This window comes from Pseudomonas sp. HMWF006, from assembly GCF_003061205.1.
In the GTDB taxonomy this organism is placed as follows: Bacteria; Pseudomonadota; Gammaproteobacteria; order Pseudomonadales; family Pseudomonadaceae; genus Aquipseudomonas; species Aquipseudomonas monsensis.
Map to the genome: position 1 here is coordinate 18,449 of NZ_QAIU01000457.1, position 15,139 is coordinate 33,587.

A 15,139-nucleotide genomic window follows, 5' to 3' on the forward strand; every position below is an offset into this window, starting at 1 on the left:
AGCGGCGTGCGCATTTCGTGGGCGGCGTCGGCGATGAAGCGGCGTTCGCGGCCGAGCACCTCCTGAATCTGCGCGAGCATGCGGTTGAGCGCCGCTTGCATCGGTTCCAGTTCGCTGGGCAGCGGGGTCAGTTGCAGCGGCTCCAGTGAACCACTGTGCCGGGCGCGCAGGGTGGCAGCCATGTTCGCCAGTGGCTTGAGGCCCCAGCCGATGGCCAGCCAGACCATGCCGGCGAGGATCAGGCTGCCCATCACGTTGGGCCACAGGGTGTGGCGGACGATGCGGTCGACCAGATCGGTGCGCACGTCATTTCGCTCACCGACCCAGATGCGCAGGCCGTTCTGTTTGTCTTCAAGCAGGAACGCGCGCCACTGGCGATTTTTCAAATCCACCACATCGCTGAAACCGGGCTGGGTCGGCGGTACAGTGAAGGAGGGCGCGCTGGTGGTGTGCACCAGCACCTCACCTTTGGGGTTCCACACCTGAAAGGCGATCTTGCCTTCGTAAGGGTGACCGTCGACTCGCGGTGCCGCTTCACTCAAGGCCTGATTGAACGCCTGATACAACTGCGAGTGATCGTTACCGGCCAACGGCATGCGCATCACCCCCTGCAACAGGCGTGCGTTCTGCGCCAGTTGCGCGTCGTAGACCTCGGCGATTTCGTGGTTGCTGTCGTGCAGGTTGAAGGTGCTGAGCACCGCCAGCCCGGCCAGCAACAGGCCAATGATCAGGGTCAGCGTGCGGCGGCGGATCGAGGTCATCGGCGCTCCTCCACCAGATAACCCACACCACGGATGGTGCGGATCAGGTCGGTGGAGAATTTCTTGCGCAGGTGATGGATGTGCACTTCGAGGGTGTTGCTTTCCGCTTCTTCGTTCCAGCCATACAGCAGCTGGATCAGTTGATCGCGGGTCATCACCCGGCCCGGCGGTGACAGCAGTTCGTGCAGCAACTGATATTCCTTGGGTGTCAGGGCCACGGGCTGGCCCTGATAACTGACCTGCTGGGTGCCGGGGTTGAGGCTGATGCCGGCATGTTCGATCAGCGCCTGGGCGCGCCCGGCGCTGCGGCGCAACAAGGCGCGCAGGCGCGCCTTGAGTTCGGCGAGGTCGAACGGCTTGATCAGATAATCATCGGCCCCGGCGTCGAGCCCGGCGATGCGGTCTTCGGTGGCATCGCGGGCCGTGAGAATCAGCACCGGCAGGTTCGAACCGCTGTCACGCAGACGGCGCAGGACTTCGAGGCCGTCCATGCGCGGCAGACCGAGATCCAGCACGGCGACATCGAAGGTTTCGCTGAGCAGCGCATGCAAGGCACTACTGCCGTCCTTGAGCCAGTCGACGGTGTAGCCCTCGCGCCCCAGCGCCTGATGAATGCCTTCACCCAGCGCCACATCATCCTCGATCAGTAATAAACGCACACGGACTCCTGTCAATCGAGTTTCTTGTTCACGTCCACCAGCAGGGCGGCGATCTCTTTGCGACGCCCGGCGTCGGCGCTTTCACGGCCCGCACGTGGCGCGGCTTGCTGGGCTTTGAGCAGAGCTGCCTTGGCTTCAGCGTAGCGCTTCTGACGGTAGAGGTGATCGCCCCAGAAGTACAGACTGTCGATGCCATCGGGATTGAGTTGCAGGGCCTGTTTGAGCAGTTGCTCGGCCTTGTCGCTGTCGCCGAAACCGATCGGCCAGCCCGGAACGCGATCATACAGAGCGGCGAGGCTGGTGTAGGCCGAACCTTGCAGGGCCTTGGGGTCGAGGCTCAGGGCTTTTTCCAGATCGGCCTTGGCGTCCTTGGCCTTGCCCAGGGCGCCGAGCCCGCCCTGGGCACCGGCCCAACTGCTGGTGACGATGCCTTTCCAGATCCACGCTTCGGCCACCGACGGACGCTGGGTGGCGAAGGCGCTGGCGTCGGACGACAGTTGCTCGAACGCGGCAGCGCGCTGTTTCTCTGCCACTTCGTACTGGATATGCGCCCAACTCTGCTGGATACCGTTGAGGCGTTGCTGATCGGCCGGTTCCAGCGCCCAGACGCTTTGGCTGAGGGCGGCGAACAACAGACATGCGCTAAGTTTTTTCATGGTTTGAGGGACTCGTTGTCAGGTTTTTCACTGAGGCGGCGGATCAGCGGCAATTGCTTGCGCAAGCCGCGATCCACCAGATGCGGCAGCAAGTTGTTGAGGCGCACGAAGAAGCGTTCCGGCCAGCCCAGATACAGGTCGCGGCGGTCGCCGGCAATCGCGTGGACCACCGCCGAAGCCCCGGTTTGCGGGTCATCGACGTTGGACTTGAGCGCATCGTTCAAGGCCTGCGCCGCCGCGCTGTTCATCGACGTGCGGGTGGCGCGGGGCGCGACATACAGCACGTTGACCCGGGTGTCGGCCAGCTCCCGGCGCAGCGCTTCGGAGAAACCGCGCAGGGCGAACTTGGTCGCGCAGTAACTGGCATAACCGGCGTAGCCGATCGAGCCGTAGGTGGAGCCGACATTGACTACCATGGCGCTGTCGGCCTCTTTGAGCAGTGGCAGCAGCAACTTGGTCAGGCAGATCGGCGCGCTGATATTCACCGCGAGCATCGCGTTGATCTCGCTGTCATCAAGCTGTTCGAGCATGGCGAAGTGATTGACCCCGGCCGCGTTGATCAGCAGGTTGATGCCGCCGATGGCTTCGGCGGCGGCCAGCACTTTGCGCCGGTCGCTGAGGAAGGTCAGGTCGGCGGCGACCCAGCACAGCGTGTCGGGATAGCGCGCCAGCAACGGCGCCAGCGCCTCCTGATGTCGCGCCACGGCCAGCACCCTGGCACCGGCGGCGCACAGGGCCTCGGCAATCGCGAGGCCGATGCCACCGCTGGCGCCGGTCAAGACCACACGTGCATCACGCAGCTGCATGTTGAGCCTCCGCGTCACGCGGCAGGCCACGGAACATGTCGGTGTACAAGCGATAGACGACTTTCGAGGCGTGAATCACCGCCGCCTGATCCTGCGGATCTTCCAGCTGATTCATCAAACGGCGATAGGTCTGCATGTGCTCGATGTCCAGCGAACCGTGCGAGTTCAGATAGCTGAATGCGCTGTCCGGCAGCGCCAGACGCTCGCGAATGCTGCCCGCCGCATGGGTCGCCAAGGCAATGCTGGTGCCTTCGAGCACATTGACCATGCCGAACAGGCCCACCGGATTGCCGCGAGCGATCAGGTCGTAGAGAAAACTCACCATCAGTTCGATTGGCAACGACGGCTGGCCGTCGCGCACCGCATCGCGGTCGCCGCCACACGCGGCAATATCATTGAGCACCCAGTGTTCATGGCCGTATTCGTCTTCGATGTATTCGGCCACCGCTTTGCGCAGCCATTCCAGGCGCGTTGGCAGGCGCGCACCGCAAGCCATCATCAACGGCACGGTGTGGCGCACGTGGTAATACGCCTGCGCGAGGAAGGCCCGATAGCTGTCGAGGCTGACCTTGCCTTGCAGGGCATCGACGATGATCGGCAGGTTGAACAGTTCGTGGCGCTCCTGTTGCGTGGCTTCTTGCAGGGTGTCGAAAAAACTCATGATGCGGACTCCTCGGAAACAGCGGATTCAGTCAATTGGGCGTGATACTGCGCGACGATGGCGTCGCGGCGCGGGCGGCCATTGGCGGTGAGCAAGCCATTGGCGGCGGTAAAGGGTTGCGGCAGGCGCGTCCACTGATGCACCTGGGCGTAATCGGGCAAGGCTTCGTTGGCTTCGGCGACAGCAGCGGCCAGTTCGGCGTCGCTGCAGTCGGCCCGGTGCGGCCAGAGCAGGGCGTGGTTGTGCGGCATTGCTTCGCCGTAGACGAAGGCCTGGGCGATGTGGCGGCGTTGGGTCAGTTCCGACTCGACCCATTCCGGGTTGACGTTGCGCCCGAAGCTGGTGACGAACTGGTGCTTCTTGCGGCCCTTGAGGTACAGAAACCCTTCCGGGTCGAACTCGCCCAGATCACCACTGGGCCACCACTCATCGGCGTACGGCGCATCGCCCAGATAACCGAGCAACGTCGAGCCCTTGATCAGCACCTCGCCGTCCTCGGCCAGGCGCACTTCAACGTGCGGCAGCGGTCGGCCGACGCTGCCCGGACGCCGTGCGCCGGGGCGATTGAGGCACACCACCGAGGCGCATTCGGACAAGCCATAGCCTTCGTAAACCGGCAGCCCGAGCCGTTGCGCGCGGTGCAGCAGATCCTCCGACACTCGCGCACCGCCGACAGCGGCAAAGCGCAGGGTTTGCGGGTCGAAGGCTTTCTGTTCGGCGGCGCTGACCAGTAACAACAGCAACTGCGGCACCAGGATCAGACTCTCCGGCGCACGGCTGGCCAGATAACCGAGCAAGCGCGGAATGTCGACGCCACTGGCGCCCTGAATGCCGAGGGTTTTCTGGCTCGGCAAACTGAGCGTCGCACCGGCATACAGCGCGGCATAACAGCCGAGGTTCTCCAGCAGAATCGCCAACGGCAACAGCGCCAGATGATGCTGCGGGCCGGTCGCGTCGCTGGCCTGATGCAGCTCCCGTGCAACCCGCAGCAGGCTGTCGGCACTCAGGCACACACCTTTCGGCGTGCCGGTGGTGCCGGAGGTGAAGGTGAGTTTCGCGGTGCCGGCGGGCATGCGACTGGGGCCACTGAACGCGCGGCACCAGAACTCGCCACGTTGTTCATAGCCAGCTGCGAGCAGTTCGGCGCCCAGTTCCGGCTCGGCGATCACCCGTTCGGCCTGGCTCTGTTCCAGACAATGGGCGCGCTGTGCCGGGCTGAAAAACGGCGGCAAGGTCACACAGGTCAGGCCTTCAAACAGCACGGCCAGATCCCACAGCATCGCGTCGACGCCATTGTCCAACGCCAGCGCAATCACCTGCGCCTGCTCATCGCGCAAACGCTCCTGGCGATACAGCACCTCGGCGTACAGCGTGGCGTAATCGAGTTTCAGCGTGTCGCCCCACAGGGCGGTCGCGTGGTCATTGCGCCGGGCATGGTCGCGCAGGGTTTCCTGGAAACGTTGCAATTCAAGCGACATGACAGGCTCCTTCAATCGAACTCGGCAAACCCAGGCGGGTAAACAGACCGATATTGCGCAGATGGATGAAGCCGGCGCGGATGTTGCCGACATGCACCCAAGGCTTGCTTTCGTAATAACTGCCCCAGTGTTGACGCTCGTCACCCAATCGTTCCGGATCAGCGGCGCACAATGTCACTGGCTTCAAACCCAGGCGATGGAAACTGTTGACCAGCCCGATGTTGCCGGTGAACGTCACCCATTCCAGGCCGCCCATCGCCAGCAGGTAGGTGATGGCGATGATGCTCAGCCGCGCACTACCGGTGTCGCTGGCGGCGAGGTTGCCGACTTCGACAATGGCGCTGCGCTCGACCGGACGATCTGCCGCCGCGCTGATCAACGGCTCGATCGGCTCATCCAGATAGCGCTCGAGAAACAGCGGCTCCTGATGGGCACGACGCACCCCGGCCACCGCGCACAACTCGCCGTCGCCGTTGTGCATGCCGAACAGCTCGGGCATAAAGTGTCGGATGTCGGCGCCGTGGGCCTTGCGAAAGCGTTGCTGGATAAAGCTTTCAAACGTCGCTCGCAGAGTGTCCTCGGGTAGCGCGCCGGTCAGTGTCATCTGCGGTGTTTCGGCTTGACCGAAGCGCAGGGGCAGGGGGATGTTCCAGTCAAATTCGGGCATGGGCAGAACGCCTCCCTCAATAGATTTGAGCGAAGTATCCAAGCCATTTCTTAACGAAGTCTGAAGGTAAAAAAAGGTTAACCTGAGGGTCTGTCTTCAGACTCTCTTAAGACTGGGCGGGCAGGGTAACGCCGTCGGTTCGCCCAACAACCGGAGCGAGGCGGTCGAACGAATTGGCCGTCACTCATGACAATCAAGAGGCGCAGCTTATGTCCCGCGACATCGCCGTAACCCGTTACGGAAAACTCTCAATCACCCTGCACTGGCTGATGCTGGCGTTGTTCATCGGCGTTTACGCTTGCGTCGAAATCAAGGGTTTCATGCCCAAGGGCAGCGAAGCGCGCGGCCTGCTAATGGGCTTTCATGGTTTGTTCGGCACGGGCATCTTCGCGCTGGTGTGGTTGCGTCTGCTCGGCCGTCTCACGCCGCGTCCGCCGATCACGCCCAAGCCACCGGCATGGCAGACCGGCATTTCGCACCTGATGCACCTGGCGCTGTACGTGCTGATGATCGCCACGCCGATCCTCGCCTGGCTGATGCTCGCCGCCGCCGACAAACCTTTCCCGTACTTCGGCTTCCACGTCCCGGCACCCGTGGCCATCGACCCGGACTTTGCCAAACAACTGAAGTACTGGCACGAACTGCTGGGCAGCACCGGCTACTGGCTGATCGGCCTGCACGCCGCGGCGGGGCTGTTTCACCATTATTGGGTGCGGGATAACACCCTCGTGCGGATGCTGCCGGGCCGCACCGAATAACCCTGATCCACTACAACCCCTGTGGGAGCGAGCTTGCTCGCGAAAGCGGTGTGTCAGCCTCTGATGATGTCGGCTGACACGGCCCCTTCGCGAGCAAGCTCGCTCCCACAGGATTTTGTGGCGTCTGGCAGAGCGGGGCAGTTGCCGGAACCGCACTTCGCGTCCACTCTATGACCTGCCGACAAGGAGCGTCCGCCGACCCTCCGTCGTGACCACAGGGAGCTTGCAGCATGAGCGAAGACAACAAGGTAAAAGGCCCGGCGTCGTACTTCCCCTCCATCGAGAAAAAATACGGCCAGCCCATTGATCACTGGCTAAACCTGCTCGCCGGTATCACCGACAAGAAACACATGGAACTGGTGGCGTGGCTCAAGGATGAACACGGCATGGGCCATGGCCATGCCAACGCCTTGGTTGCGCATCATCTGGCAGGTAAAAAGTGAGGGCAGGGCAGCGATGAATTTCACCCACCGGCCAGTGACGGCCGACGACGTCAACACCCTCTGCAGCTTTCCTCAAGGCGAACAAGAGCTGTTCTTCATGTTCCCGAAAGCCAACTTCCCGCTGACGGAAGAGCAAATGCACAGCGCGATCAGCCAGCGCTTCGACTCCACGGCTTTTCTGGCCAACGGCGAGTTCGTCGGCTTCGCCAACTTCTACCGCGCTGAGCACGATGGCATCTGCTGCATCGGCAACGTCATCGTCGCGCCCTACGCCCGTGGTCAAGGTGTTGCGCGGTACATCGTCGAAACCATGACCGCAGTGGGTTTTGAAAAATATCAGGCCAAAGAAGTGCAACTGTCCTGCTTCAACGAAAACACTGCTGGCTTGTTGCTCTACCCGAAACTTGGCTTCGTGCCGTTCTCTATCGAAGAGCGCCCGGCGCCAAATGGTGGACGTTCTGCCCTCATCAACATGACGCGCCACCGACCCTAACCATCACCCAATCCCTGTGGGAGCCGGGCTTGCCCGCGATGACGCCAGCCCAGCCGCCACGAACCCAGAGCCCAACAAAAAACCTGTGGGAGCGAGCCTGCTCGCGAAGACGCCAGCCCAACCACCACAAGTCCCAAACCGGCCACAAATCCCTGTGGGAGCGAGCTTGCTCGCGAAGATGCCCACCCAGTCACACCATCAACCACTGATCGAAATAAACAGTAAAGCCACCACTGTTTAAACGAAGCCTCAAGTAACCACCGAAACCCTACAACGCCTTGCGCCGTTACCTACGACTAAGCCAGAATCCGCCGGCTTGTGCGTCTAGGGCGCGGGTTCTATCGTCTGTCGGTCGCTGAAAAACAGCGATCGGGTTTGGTAGCCCGCCATAACTAGTCGCATCGCGAACCGTTCGCAGACCTCATCGGGTCTCTGCTCAATGGTGGCCATGCGCAGGACACCTTCGGGTGTGCCGGGTCCTAGTTACCGGTCTACCAACCCGCGTATGGCCGCCACCTTCGTTTGGTAGCGAATGTGAAGGCTCCTTTTTATTAACTAGGAGTTTCACCATGTTCAAAGTAACGCCGAACCCACCAGAAACCGACTCGACATCCCCCTACGAATCCCCCGACTCCAAGCAATTCCACGAAGCCGCCGAGCGCGCCCTCGACCACTACCTCAAACCCGCCAGCCAAATCATGGCCAACGCTCAGGAGCCGGAACGCATGTACCTCGCCAACCCGAAGTACGACACCGAATCCCTCCTGGCCAACGCCAGCGAAACCCTCGGCTCCGCCAGCGAAATGCTCAACAACTTCGCCGCCGTCCTCGACACCGCCCACCGCAAAACCGCACTGGGCATCGCCCAAGTCGTGATGCTCGGTGAAATCGCCGTCAACCAAGCGCTGGATAACGTCGTAATCGCCAGCTAACCCCCACCCCGACGAGGGGAAACCCTCGTCGAACCCCGCTGTCACACCCTGGCTGGCACACGGCCACGCCTTGCGCCTCCCAGCCTCGGCTGTCACCCTTCGGGCCGTTCTCAAGGATCAGAACCAGGAATCACGGATGAGTGGCTACGTACCCAACCCCCCTAAAAACCACCGCTACGAAGAAGCCAAACCCGTCGATATTCACGCCCAGCGCTGGGCGGAATATGAGAAACACGGGAAAGAACCTGCGCGCGAACCTGAGAAAATCGGGATTGCGTTGAGGATTGGGGTTTTCTTTGATGGCACTGGGAATAATGCGAACAACACGGCGGCTGGGTTGCTGTGTGGGGCGCAGCATCCCATTGCGCCGCAGGATATTCCTGCTAGCTGTCAGCCCTACATGAGGGATCCGGACAGCAGCTACGCCAACGACACCACCAATGTTCAGAAACTGAGCGAACTGTACTTCGCACCTCAAAAGGCCGAAGGGGATAGTTTGCAAAAGCAAGCGTTCCGGATGATTTACATCGAGGGAATAGGAACTCAGTCAGGCAAGAAGGACAGTACGTTAGGTGGTGGTACTGGCCGAGGCGAAACAGGCGTGGCGGGCCGTGTTCAGTTGTCGTTCGCAGAGATCAAAACGCGTATCAAGGACGTGTTGGACAACAATCCCAATAGTGAAATTACGTCCCTGACCTTTGATGCGTTCGGCTTCAGCCGTGGTGCTGCTGCAGCAAGACACTTTGCCAACGAGGTCGTACGTGGAAAGCAGGGGCCACTCGGGGAAGTGTTGCGCAGCAACGCCTACGCCCTCAGCCGGACCTTCATCGAAGAGTACAAAAGCAGCATCAACATGGGTTTTATTGGCCTTTTTGATACGGTGCCATCCATTGCTGGCTGGTCGAATCTGGGGGATATCAAAAGTCCCATCGCAACAGGAATCAAACTTTACCTCGACCGCCGCTTCTTCACTGATGTCGTGCAGTTATCCGCGCGTGACGAATATCGGGCTAACTTCGCTCTGAGCCGCGTTAAAGCGGATCACTTGGAAATAACTCTGCCCGGGGTTCATTCCGACATCGGCGGTGGCTACCGCGATGAAGTCCAAGAGTGCGTGCTCGTCAGTCCGATGCAAACGCTTGAGGTGTCGCAATTTACCGACGTCTCCACTACTTCGATCTACCGTGATGCCGTGACGGTGAAGGCGCAGTGGCTCGCCAAAGGATGGCCAGCAGAGATGCTGGAGATCGTCACGCCTGATGCCCTTCTTCTGCCAATTGATCGGCAGGAACGGCTCAGCCCACGTATGAAGCGCGTATATGCCGCCGTGCAACTCAAGCGTCCTGTGAGTGGCATGCTCTCCAGGGTATATCTACGAGTGATGCACCGATTGGCGAAAGAGAAGGGCGTTCGGTTCCAAGACATTCCCGATACGCCTGAGTTGGAAGTGCCCGCAGAGCTTCAAGCGCTGTGTGATCGATTTCTGGCGGGTAGTTACGACACCTCAATCCAAGAAGATCAATTGCTGAAGCTGAAGTACATTCACATGTCTGCAAATTGGAACCATCCTCTCGGGCGCAGAGATGGCAGTGGCGTCCGTGCCGTTTACATCAATGCCCCGACGCCGGACTCGATTCGCGTACAACACCCCCATGTAGCTGACTGGAAACTTTGGTGATGAAAGTATTTTTTGCCCTGCTATGCGCGCTGTTCATTACTGGGTGCCAGTCTGCGGATCCACTTTCAGCAAAAAATGACCCGAAATCCGAGTGGTGGGAGTTGGCGTTTACCGAGCCGGATTACATGAAAGTCTGGGTAGAAAACAGTTCTGTTCAAGACATTAACGGCAGGATTTTCTACAAAACCGGCGGCGGCACCGCTGCGGGGGGAGAGCCTGAAGATGGCACGGAGTCCGCCCGAGGTTGGACAGGTGGGGTAGGCGGCAGCGGAAGGAGAGTGGTGGGAGCAGATTTGCCTGCTCGCATCTGGGTCCGTTGGCAATCGATTGTCGAACAGAAAACGTGGCAGGCATGGGTAGAAATACCAGAGGAAGCCAGGCAGTTGATGGTGGCGTCCGTCAATCAACGTTGCCCGCAGACGCCTGATCAAGAAGCAAGATTTATGGCGTCGGTTTATTTAGGGTTGGCCCCCGGTGGTGTTGTGCAGGTTTGGGTAAGAGACTCTTGCCACCACCCGGTCAAAGTCGCTCGAGCGCAGGCTGAAATTGAGCCGCTGGGGCCGAGCCAAGGTCAGAACGAAGGGCGTTACGCTTATCCGGTGAGCGAAAAGGCCAAGCGGTACATCGAGAAGTACGGTATCCCTTACGGTAGTTGGTGAGTAGCGTGCTTTTGACCTCCAGCCTCACCCCCGAATGAAGCGCCTCACGAGGCTGTTCTCGTTCGCCACCTGAGCGTCGCAACACGTTTGGTTGGCGCGAGTCGGATCATGGAAATTCATTTTGAGAATTGTAAACACTACACGCTTCGATGATGTCGACCACGACGCGGGATATGAGTACCGTGGTTTCAACTACGTGATTCGGAATGAAATGGATGAGTTTCACGTCAGAATTTACGATAGTGATCCTGGCAAGGCAACGGTAGTACATCCGACCTCTATGTATGAAAACTGCAAGCTCAGAATGCTTGTTGATTTTTTGCAATCCGAACTGAGTGCATCCTCGATCTGTCTCTACAATGGGAGGGTTGGGGGCTATGAAGAGATAGACTTCAAGGAACTGATATTGAGAAAATAAACCTGTTTCGGCTTTTAATAGATGTCATCGCCAACTTTTTATTAGTGCTATGAGCCTAGGGTCACTCACCTCAATCGCGGTAACGCTAGTCTTCTGAGTCGGCTTAACCAGCAATCCAGATTTTGCAGCGCTCTCTCTGGATGCGAGTAAATCCTCCGCAGTTGAAATGTATATTGATAACATTCCTTTCCAGTTACCAATTCCTTCCAGCTCAATATCTACAGAAATAGACAGGCGCTGATTGATCAAGTCGAACGTGGGAACTTCGACACGGTTGATGCGATTAACGCAAGCCATGGGCGTAATGACGTCAGAGCCGCGGCGCGGCTTCGATGGAACGGAAGATAGTCGGATCATTTCCATCATTACAAGCCCGCTGAACCATGGCGACCCGAAGTATCGCCAATAAAGATCAGAAACATCAGTGCCTTGTTCAAGATCGGCGAACCAAGTCCCGCATGCCATACCCAAAGTGGATTCAATAATCTGAACGCAAGCCTCAAGTCCGGTGAGCATTTTTAACGTATTGGCGCAGGATGTTTTTATTTGGTTGGTATCCCTTCGTTGTATTTGAGCTTGGAGGGTAAACTGAACCTCGTAACCCTGATTTGTGCGCTCGATGCTTGGGGCTTCAACCATCAGTCCCCCATAACCAAGTTCGTTTAACAGGACATAACGACGCTCGTGCGGCCATTTGTTCAAGTCTTGGCTCAGTGACCAAAGATCGCGAATGGTGCCCCGCAAAAAATGGGAGATCCGAACGCGGGTTCCTTCGGGGTTAGACTGCATAACTGATCCCACGGCAATAAGATGCGGACCAATAGCAATGATTTCTTCTGAATCGGTTCCTCCCTGCCCATGTATTCGACGAGACGCCTCATGCTGGTACTTGAGTTCTTTAAGGTAACTAACCGAGAAGCGTCTTTCATCCCTATCAATGAGGACGCTGCACGTCCCGCACAACCATATCCCGTTATCTATATGCGAACGCTCTGATGGCGTCATATCGGGGTCATAACGGCGGGCACCAGAGCCTGGAGCCGCGGCGGCGATGTGAGCCGCTACGCCCACCATCGTAACGGCATTTGAAGCCTCGTCGCTTGGTCCGACAGTTGAACATTTGCAGTAAGAACACAGATAGCTCGCGCGCATTGCGAGATCATTTTTGGTTCGATTCGTGAAATCGTCACGACTTTTTGACATGTTTAGCAACTTAACAAGGATGTGAGGAAAATAACGTGAAAAAATTTACTCAATGACTCGTTACCCGTTGTTGAGGTCGAACGCGATACTAGCGAGCACCTCCCCATTTACTATCATTTTTATCCCATGCCGCCCCACAAAATGCTTCCGCGTCGTAAAATCCCTAATCACCTGCCGCCGCCCCACAACCAACTCCCCAAACCCAGCCAACTCCACCGTCTTCAACTTAAAAACCTTCCCCGAAACCCCGCCATTCGCCTTCACATAGTCAATCGCATAATCAATCACCAACCGCTGCTCATGCGCCACCGTCGACTTCACCACAAACGACAACGTAATCGCTTCGCCCAACCTGACCACCGCCGGCTCAACCCGCACATCCAACAACTCAACCTCAGCCTTTGCCCCCGCGCCAATCACCGTCAGCGCCCGCATATCCCCCTGCTTAATCAAACTCCGCAACGCATGCTTGGCAATCCACGCCGTGTGCTTGTTCTCCAGCGACCAACCTTCAATCGTGTCCAACACCCACTCCGGGTGCTCTTTGGTCACGTCATTCAGATGATTCGCCACGGACTTGCGCACGTACAAACTCTCATCCGCCTTCAACCGATCCAGTATCCCGGCGGCCAACTGTGGATCTGCCTGAACCGCTTCCAACCGAAACGACCAGGGCAGGCGAGGGCGGCTGCCTTCGCTGGCGAGGCGTCGAACGTGGTGGTTTTCGTCGTGGGTCCAGTCGTGCATCAGCTCCAGCGAGCGTTCCAGGTCGCTGCGCAGAAAGTGGCGGATGGCGAATTCGGAGGAGCCGAAGGTGGTGAAGTACTTCAGGGCGTCCATGGAGGTGTCGAAGGCGTGGCCGCCGTAGCTCGCGACGTAGTGCGGCAGGCACATGCTGACGAATCCGCTGTTCAGTCTTGGCGCAAGTTCGAAAAGCACTTCGAGGGAATCTTCGTAATCCAGCGGCAACACGGCGTGCAGGCTTTCGCTGACGCGGGCCATGCGTTGCATCACTGATAATTCAGCGAGTCCGTCCTGGGCATGTTTGAGAAACGCCTTGGCTTTGAACGCCGGGTACACGGCGCTCATTTCGCTGGCGATGTGCTGCAAGCGCTCGGCGTTGAAGATTTCCTTTAACGCCGGGGCGGCGGTGTCGGTGGTGCTCATGGTCAGGTCATCGGGGTGCTGACGAACGCTTCGAGGGTTTCGGCGTAGGCGGTGTATTGGGCGATGTGCGGGTAGCGGCGGGTGTCGATCTGGTCGGGGACGACGAGGTTTGTGAAGCTCCAGGCGACGGCGAGGCTGATGCCGGCCTGGGTGAGGGTGCCGTCGGTGGGCAGGCCGGATTTTTCCAGTTCCTGTTCGAGGGCGGTGAAGGCGGCGGCGAGTTGGCCTTCGACGCGTTCGACCCATGGCTGGTATTGAATGTCGGCCGGGCGCAGGTTGCGTTCGTAGTAGAGCTGCACGGCTTTTTCGCAGGCGGCGAGACTCAGGCCGATCAGGCGCAGGGCGTGGGCGCGCTGTTTGAGGTCGGCAGGCAGCAGGCTTTTGCCGGAACTGGCTTCGAGGTAATCGAGGATGAGGGTCGAGTCCATGAGGACGACGCCGTCGTCGAGGATCAGCGTGGGCGCTTTGACCACCGGGTTGATCTGCTGGAATTGTTCGAAGTGGCGGAACACCGAGACTGACTCGTGTTCGAGGTCGATGCCGAGGCGTTTGGCGGAGATCGCCACGCGGCGCACGTATGGGGAGTCCAGCATGCCGATCAGTTTCATGACGCGTTCCTTCAAGTCGAACCGAGTGGGAAGGCATAACCTAGCCGAGGCTGAGGCAACTGTCAGTCGTCGAAGCCGGGTTGTTCGTGAATCTCATCGACATTCAGTTCCAGCCGATAGGCCACCGCCACAAACAACGCCTGACACAAACACAGCGTCGCGCTCAGCGAGCGAAACGCCAATGCGCTGCCTTCATTCACGAGCAACAGGCTGTTGGCGTGCCTGGCCAGTGGCGAGAGGTGGCTGTCGGTGAGGATCAGGGTGTTGGCCTTTTGCTGGCGGGCGTAGCGCAGGCAATGTTGGGTTTCCTTGGCGTAGGGGGTGAAGCTGATGGCGATGACCAGATCATTTTCGCGGACGCTGCGCATCTGCTCGCGATAACTGCCACCCAGCCCTGACACCAACTGAATTCGCTTGTGAGTGTGTTGCAAGTTGTAAACGAGGTAGTTGGCGACGGCGAAGGAACGGCGCACGCCGACCACATAGATGTTGTCGGCGTTGACGATCAGGTCTACGGCTTTTTCGAAGGCGACGTCGTCAAGTTCACGGCCCAGGCGTTCGATGCCGGAGCGGGTGGCGTCAATGCATTCGCGGGCGAGGTCGCCGTCGCTGGTTTGCTGCGACGGGTTGGCGATCAGGCTGCGGATGCGTTGCTGGTAGTTCTGTGCCGGCGAGGCTTTGTGGGTGTAGGCGGTGCGGAACAGTGCCTGCATTTCGCTGAAACCGCTGAAGCCGAAGCGCTGCGAGAAGCGGACGATGGCGGAGGGGTGGACTTCGCATTCGCGGGCGATGTCGCTGATGCGATCGACCATGATCCGGTCGCTTTGCTGGCTCATGTAGCTGGCGATGCGTTTTAGCTGACGCGGCAGGGTGTCGTATTCGTCGGTGATCAGTTGCAGCAGACGCTCGGCATTGATCGGGGGGCTGGCGAGGGTGGGCTCGTCGGTGGCCGGCAGATCGGGGCGGGGCATAAAGTGTCCTTAGGGCTGATCAAATCACACGATGGCGGTTTGCCTGATAATAGGCGGGGTGCGAGCAGTTGGCTGGGGAGTTTTTCGGCGTCTGCGCAGCTGAAACGATGCACTGCGCGGG

General features: G+C 59.2%; 17 protein-coding genes. 6 read left to right on the forward strand and 11 right to left on the reverse strand.

Translation table 11 applies throughout. The features are described 5' to 3' along the window. The 7 genes from DBR24_RS32975 to DBR24_RS19885 all read right to left on the reverse strand — a co-directional run. The coding region (locus DBR24_RS32975; protein ID WP_256591668.1) for a sensor histidine kinase N-terminal domain-containing protein at positions 1-761 on the reverse strand (761 nt) is incomplete at its 3' end. Continuing rightward, the gene (locus DBR24_RS19860; protein ID WP_123467753.1) at positions 758-1,420 is read right to left on the reverse strand and encodes a response regulator; all 663 of its coding nucleotides are present in this window, start codon (positions 1,418-1,420) and stop codon (positions 758-760) included. The genes DBR24_RS19860 and DBR24_RS32975, both read right to left, overlap by 4 nt. An 11-nt stretch (positions 1,421-1,431) precedes the next feature. Then, positions 1,432-2,076 carry a tetratricopeptide repeat protein gene (locus tag DBR24_RS19865; protein ID WP_123467755.1) on the reverse strand — a complete coding sequence of 215 codons (645 nt, stop codon included), beginning with the start codon at positions 2,074-2,076 and terminating at the stop codon, positions 1,432-1,434. Beyond that, complete coding sequence (locus DBR24_RS19870) at positions 2,073-2,882, reverse strand: SDR family oxidoreductase (RefSeq protein WP_128615602.1); 810 nt, start codon at positions 2,880-2,882, stop codon at positions 2,073-2,075. Before DBR24_RS19870 ends, DBR24_RS19865 begins: the two co-directional genes overlap by 4 nt. Beyond that, on the reverse strand, positions 2,869-3,543 hold the full coding sequence (locus DBR24_RS19875) for a TenA family transcriptional regulator (protein ID WP_128615603.1): 675 nt from the start codon (positions 3,541-3,543) through the stop codon (positions 2,869-2,871). Before DBR24_RS19875 ends, DBR24_RS19870 begins: the two co-directional genes overlap by 14 nt. Next, a complete protein-coding gene (locus tag DBR24_RS19880; RefSeq protein ID WP_128615604.1) occupies positions 3,540-5,021 on the reverse strand; it encodes an AMP-binding protein in 1,482 nt (493 codons plus the stop codon). Before DBR24_RS19880 ends, DBR24_RS19875 begins: the two co-directional genes overlap by 4 nt. Further along, a complete protein-coding gene (locus DBR24_RS19885) occupies positions 5,011-5,688 on the reverse strand; it encodes a thermostable hemolysin (protein ID WP_128615605.1) in 678 nt (225 codons plus the stop codon). Before DBR24_RS19885 ends, DBR24_RS19880 begins: the two co-directional genes overlap by 11 nt. Before the next feature lie 209 nt (positions 5,689-5,897). Between DBR24_RS19885 and DBR24_RS19890 the strand changes: the two genes are divergently transcribed. The 6 genes from DBR24_RS19890 to DBR24_RS19920 all read left to right on the forward strand — a co-directional run bounded on the left by DBR24_RS19890 (position 5,898) and on the right by DBR24_RS19920 (position 10,651). After that, complete coding sequence (locus tag DBR24_RS19890; protein WP_128615606.1) at positions 5,898-6,446, forward strand: cytochrome b; 549 nt, start codon at positions 5,898-5,900, stop codon at positions 6,444-6,446. 230 nt (positions 6,447-6,676) lie between these two features. Continuing rightward, the gene (locus tag DBR24_RS19900) at positions 6,677-6,889 is read left to right on the forward strand and encodes a DUF4287 domain-containing protein (RefSeq protein WP_128615608.1); all 213 of its coding nucleotides are present in this window, start codon (positions 6,677-6,679) and stop codon (positions 6,887-6,889) included. Positions 6,890-6,902: 13 nt separating this feature from the next. Then, positions 6,903-7,382 (forward strand): GNAT family N-acetyltransferase, encoded by a 480-nt coding sequence (locus DBR24_RS19905; RefSeq protein WP_128615609.1) that lies wholly within the window; start codon positions 6,903-6,905, stop codon positions 7,380-7,382. Between the two features lie 569 nt (positions 7,383-7,951). Next, entirely contained in the window at positions 7,952-8,314 is a 363-nt protein-coding gene (locus DBR24_RS19910) for a DUF6124 family protein (RefSeq protein ID WP_128615610.1), read from the forward strand. Between the two features lie 136 nt (positions 8,315-8,450). Further along, on the forward strand, positions 8,451-9,992 hold the full coding sequence (locus DBR24_RS19915; protein ID WP_128615611.1) for a phospholipase effector Tle1 domain-containing protein: 1,542 nt from the start codon (positions 8,451-8,453) through the stop codon (positions 9,990-9,992). Continuing rightward, complete coding sequence (locus DBR24_RS19920) at positions 9,992-10,651, forward strand: DUF2931 family protein (RefSeq protein WP_128615612.1); 660 nt, start codon at positions 9,992-9,994, stop codon at positions 10,649-10,651. Before DBR24_RS19915 ends, DBR24_RS19920 begins: the two co-directional genes overlap by 1 nt. A 442-nt stretch (positions 10,652-11,093) precedes the next feature. On the opposite strand, the gene DBR24_RS19930 is transcribed toward DBR24_RS19920, so the two are convergent. The 4 genes from DBR24_RS19930 to DBR24_RS19945 form a co-directional block, all read right to left on the reverse strand. Then, the gene (locus DBR24_RS19930; RefSeq protein WP_256591667.1) at positions 11,094-12,221 is read right to left on the reverse strand and encodes a hypothetical protein; all 1,128 of its coding nucleotides are present in this window, start codon (positions 12,219-12,221) and stop codon (positions 11,094-11,096) included. Between the two features lie 111 nt (positions 12,222-12,332). Further along, a complete protein-coding gene (locus DBR24_RS19935) occupies positions 12,333-13,439 on the reverse strand; it encodes a DNA alkylation repair protein (protein ID WP_128615614.1) in 1,107 nt (368 codons plus the stop codon). Between the two features lie 2 nt (positions 13,440-13,441). Beyond that, positions 13,442-14,047 carry a glutathione S-transferase gene (locus DBR24_RS19940; RefSeq protein ID WP_128615615.1) on the reverse strand — a complete coding sequence of 202 codons (606 nt, stop codon included), beginning with the start codon at positions 14,045-14,047 and terminating at the stop codon, positions 13,442-13,444. Positions 14,048-14,109: 62 nt separating this feature from the next. Then, positions 14,110-15,018 (reverse strand): MurR/RpiR family transcriptional regulator, encoded by a 909-nt coding sequence (locus DBR24_RS19945; protein ID WP_128615616.1) that lies wholly within the window; start codon positions 15,016-15,018, stop codon positions 14,110-14,112. Positions 15,019-15,139: the final 121 nt, after the last annotated feature.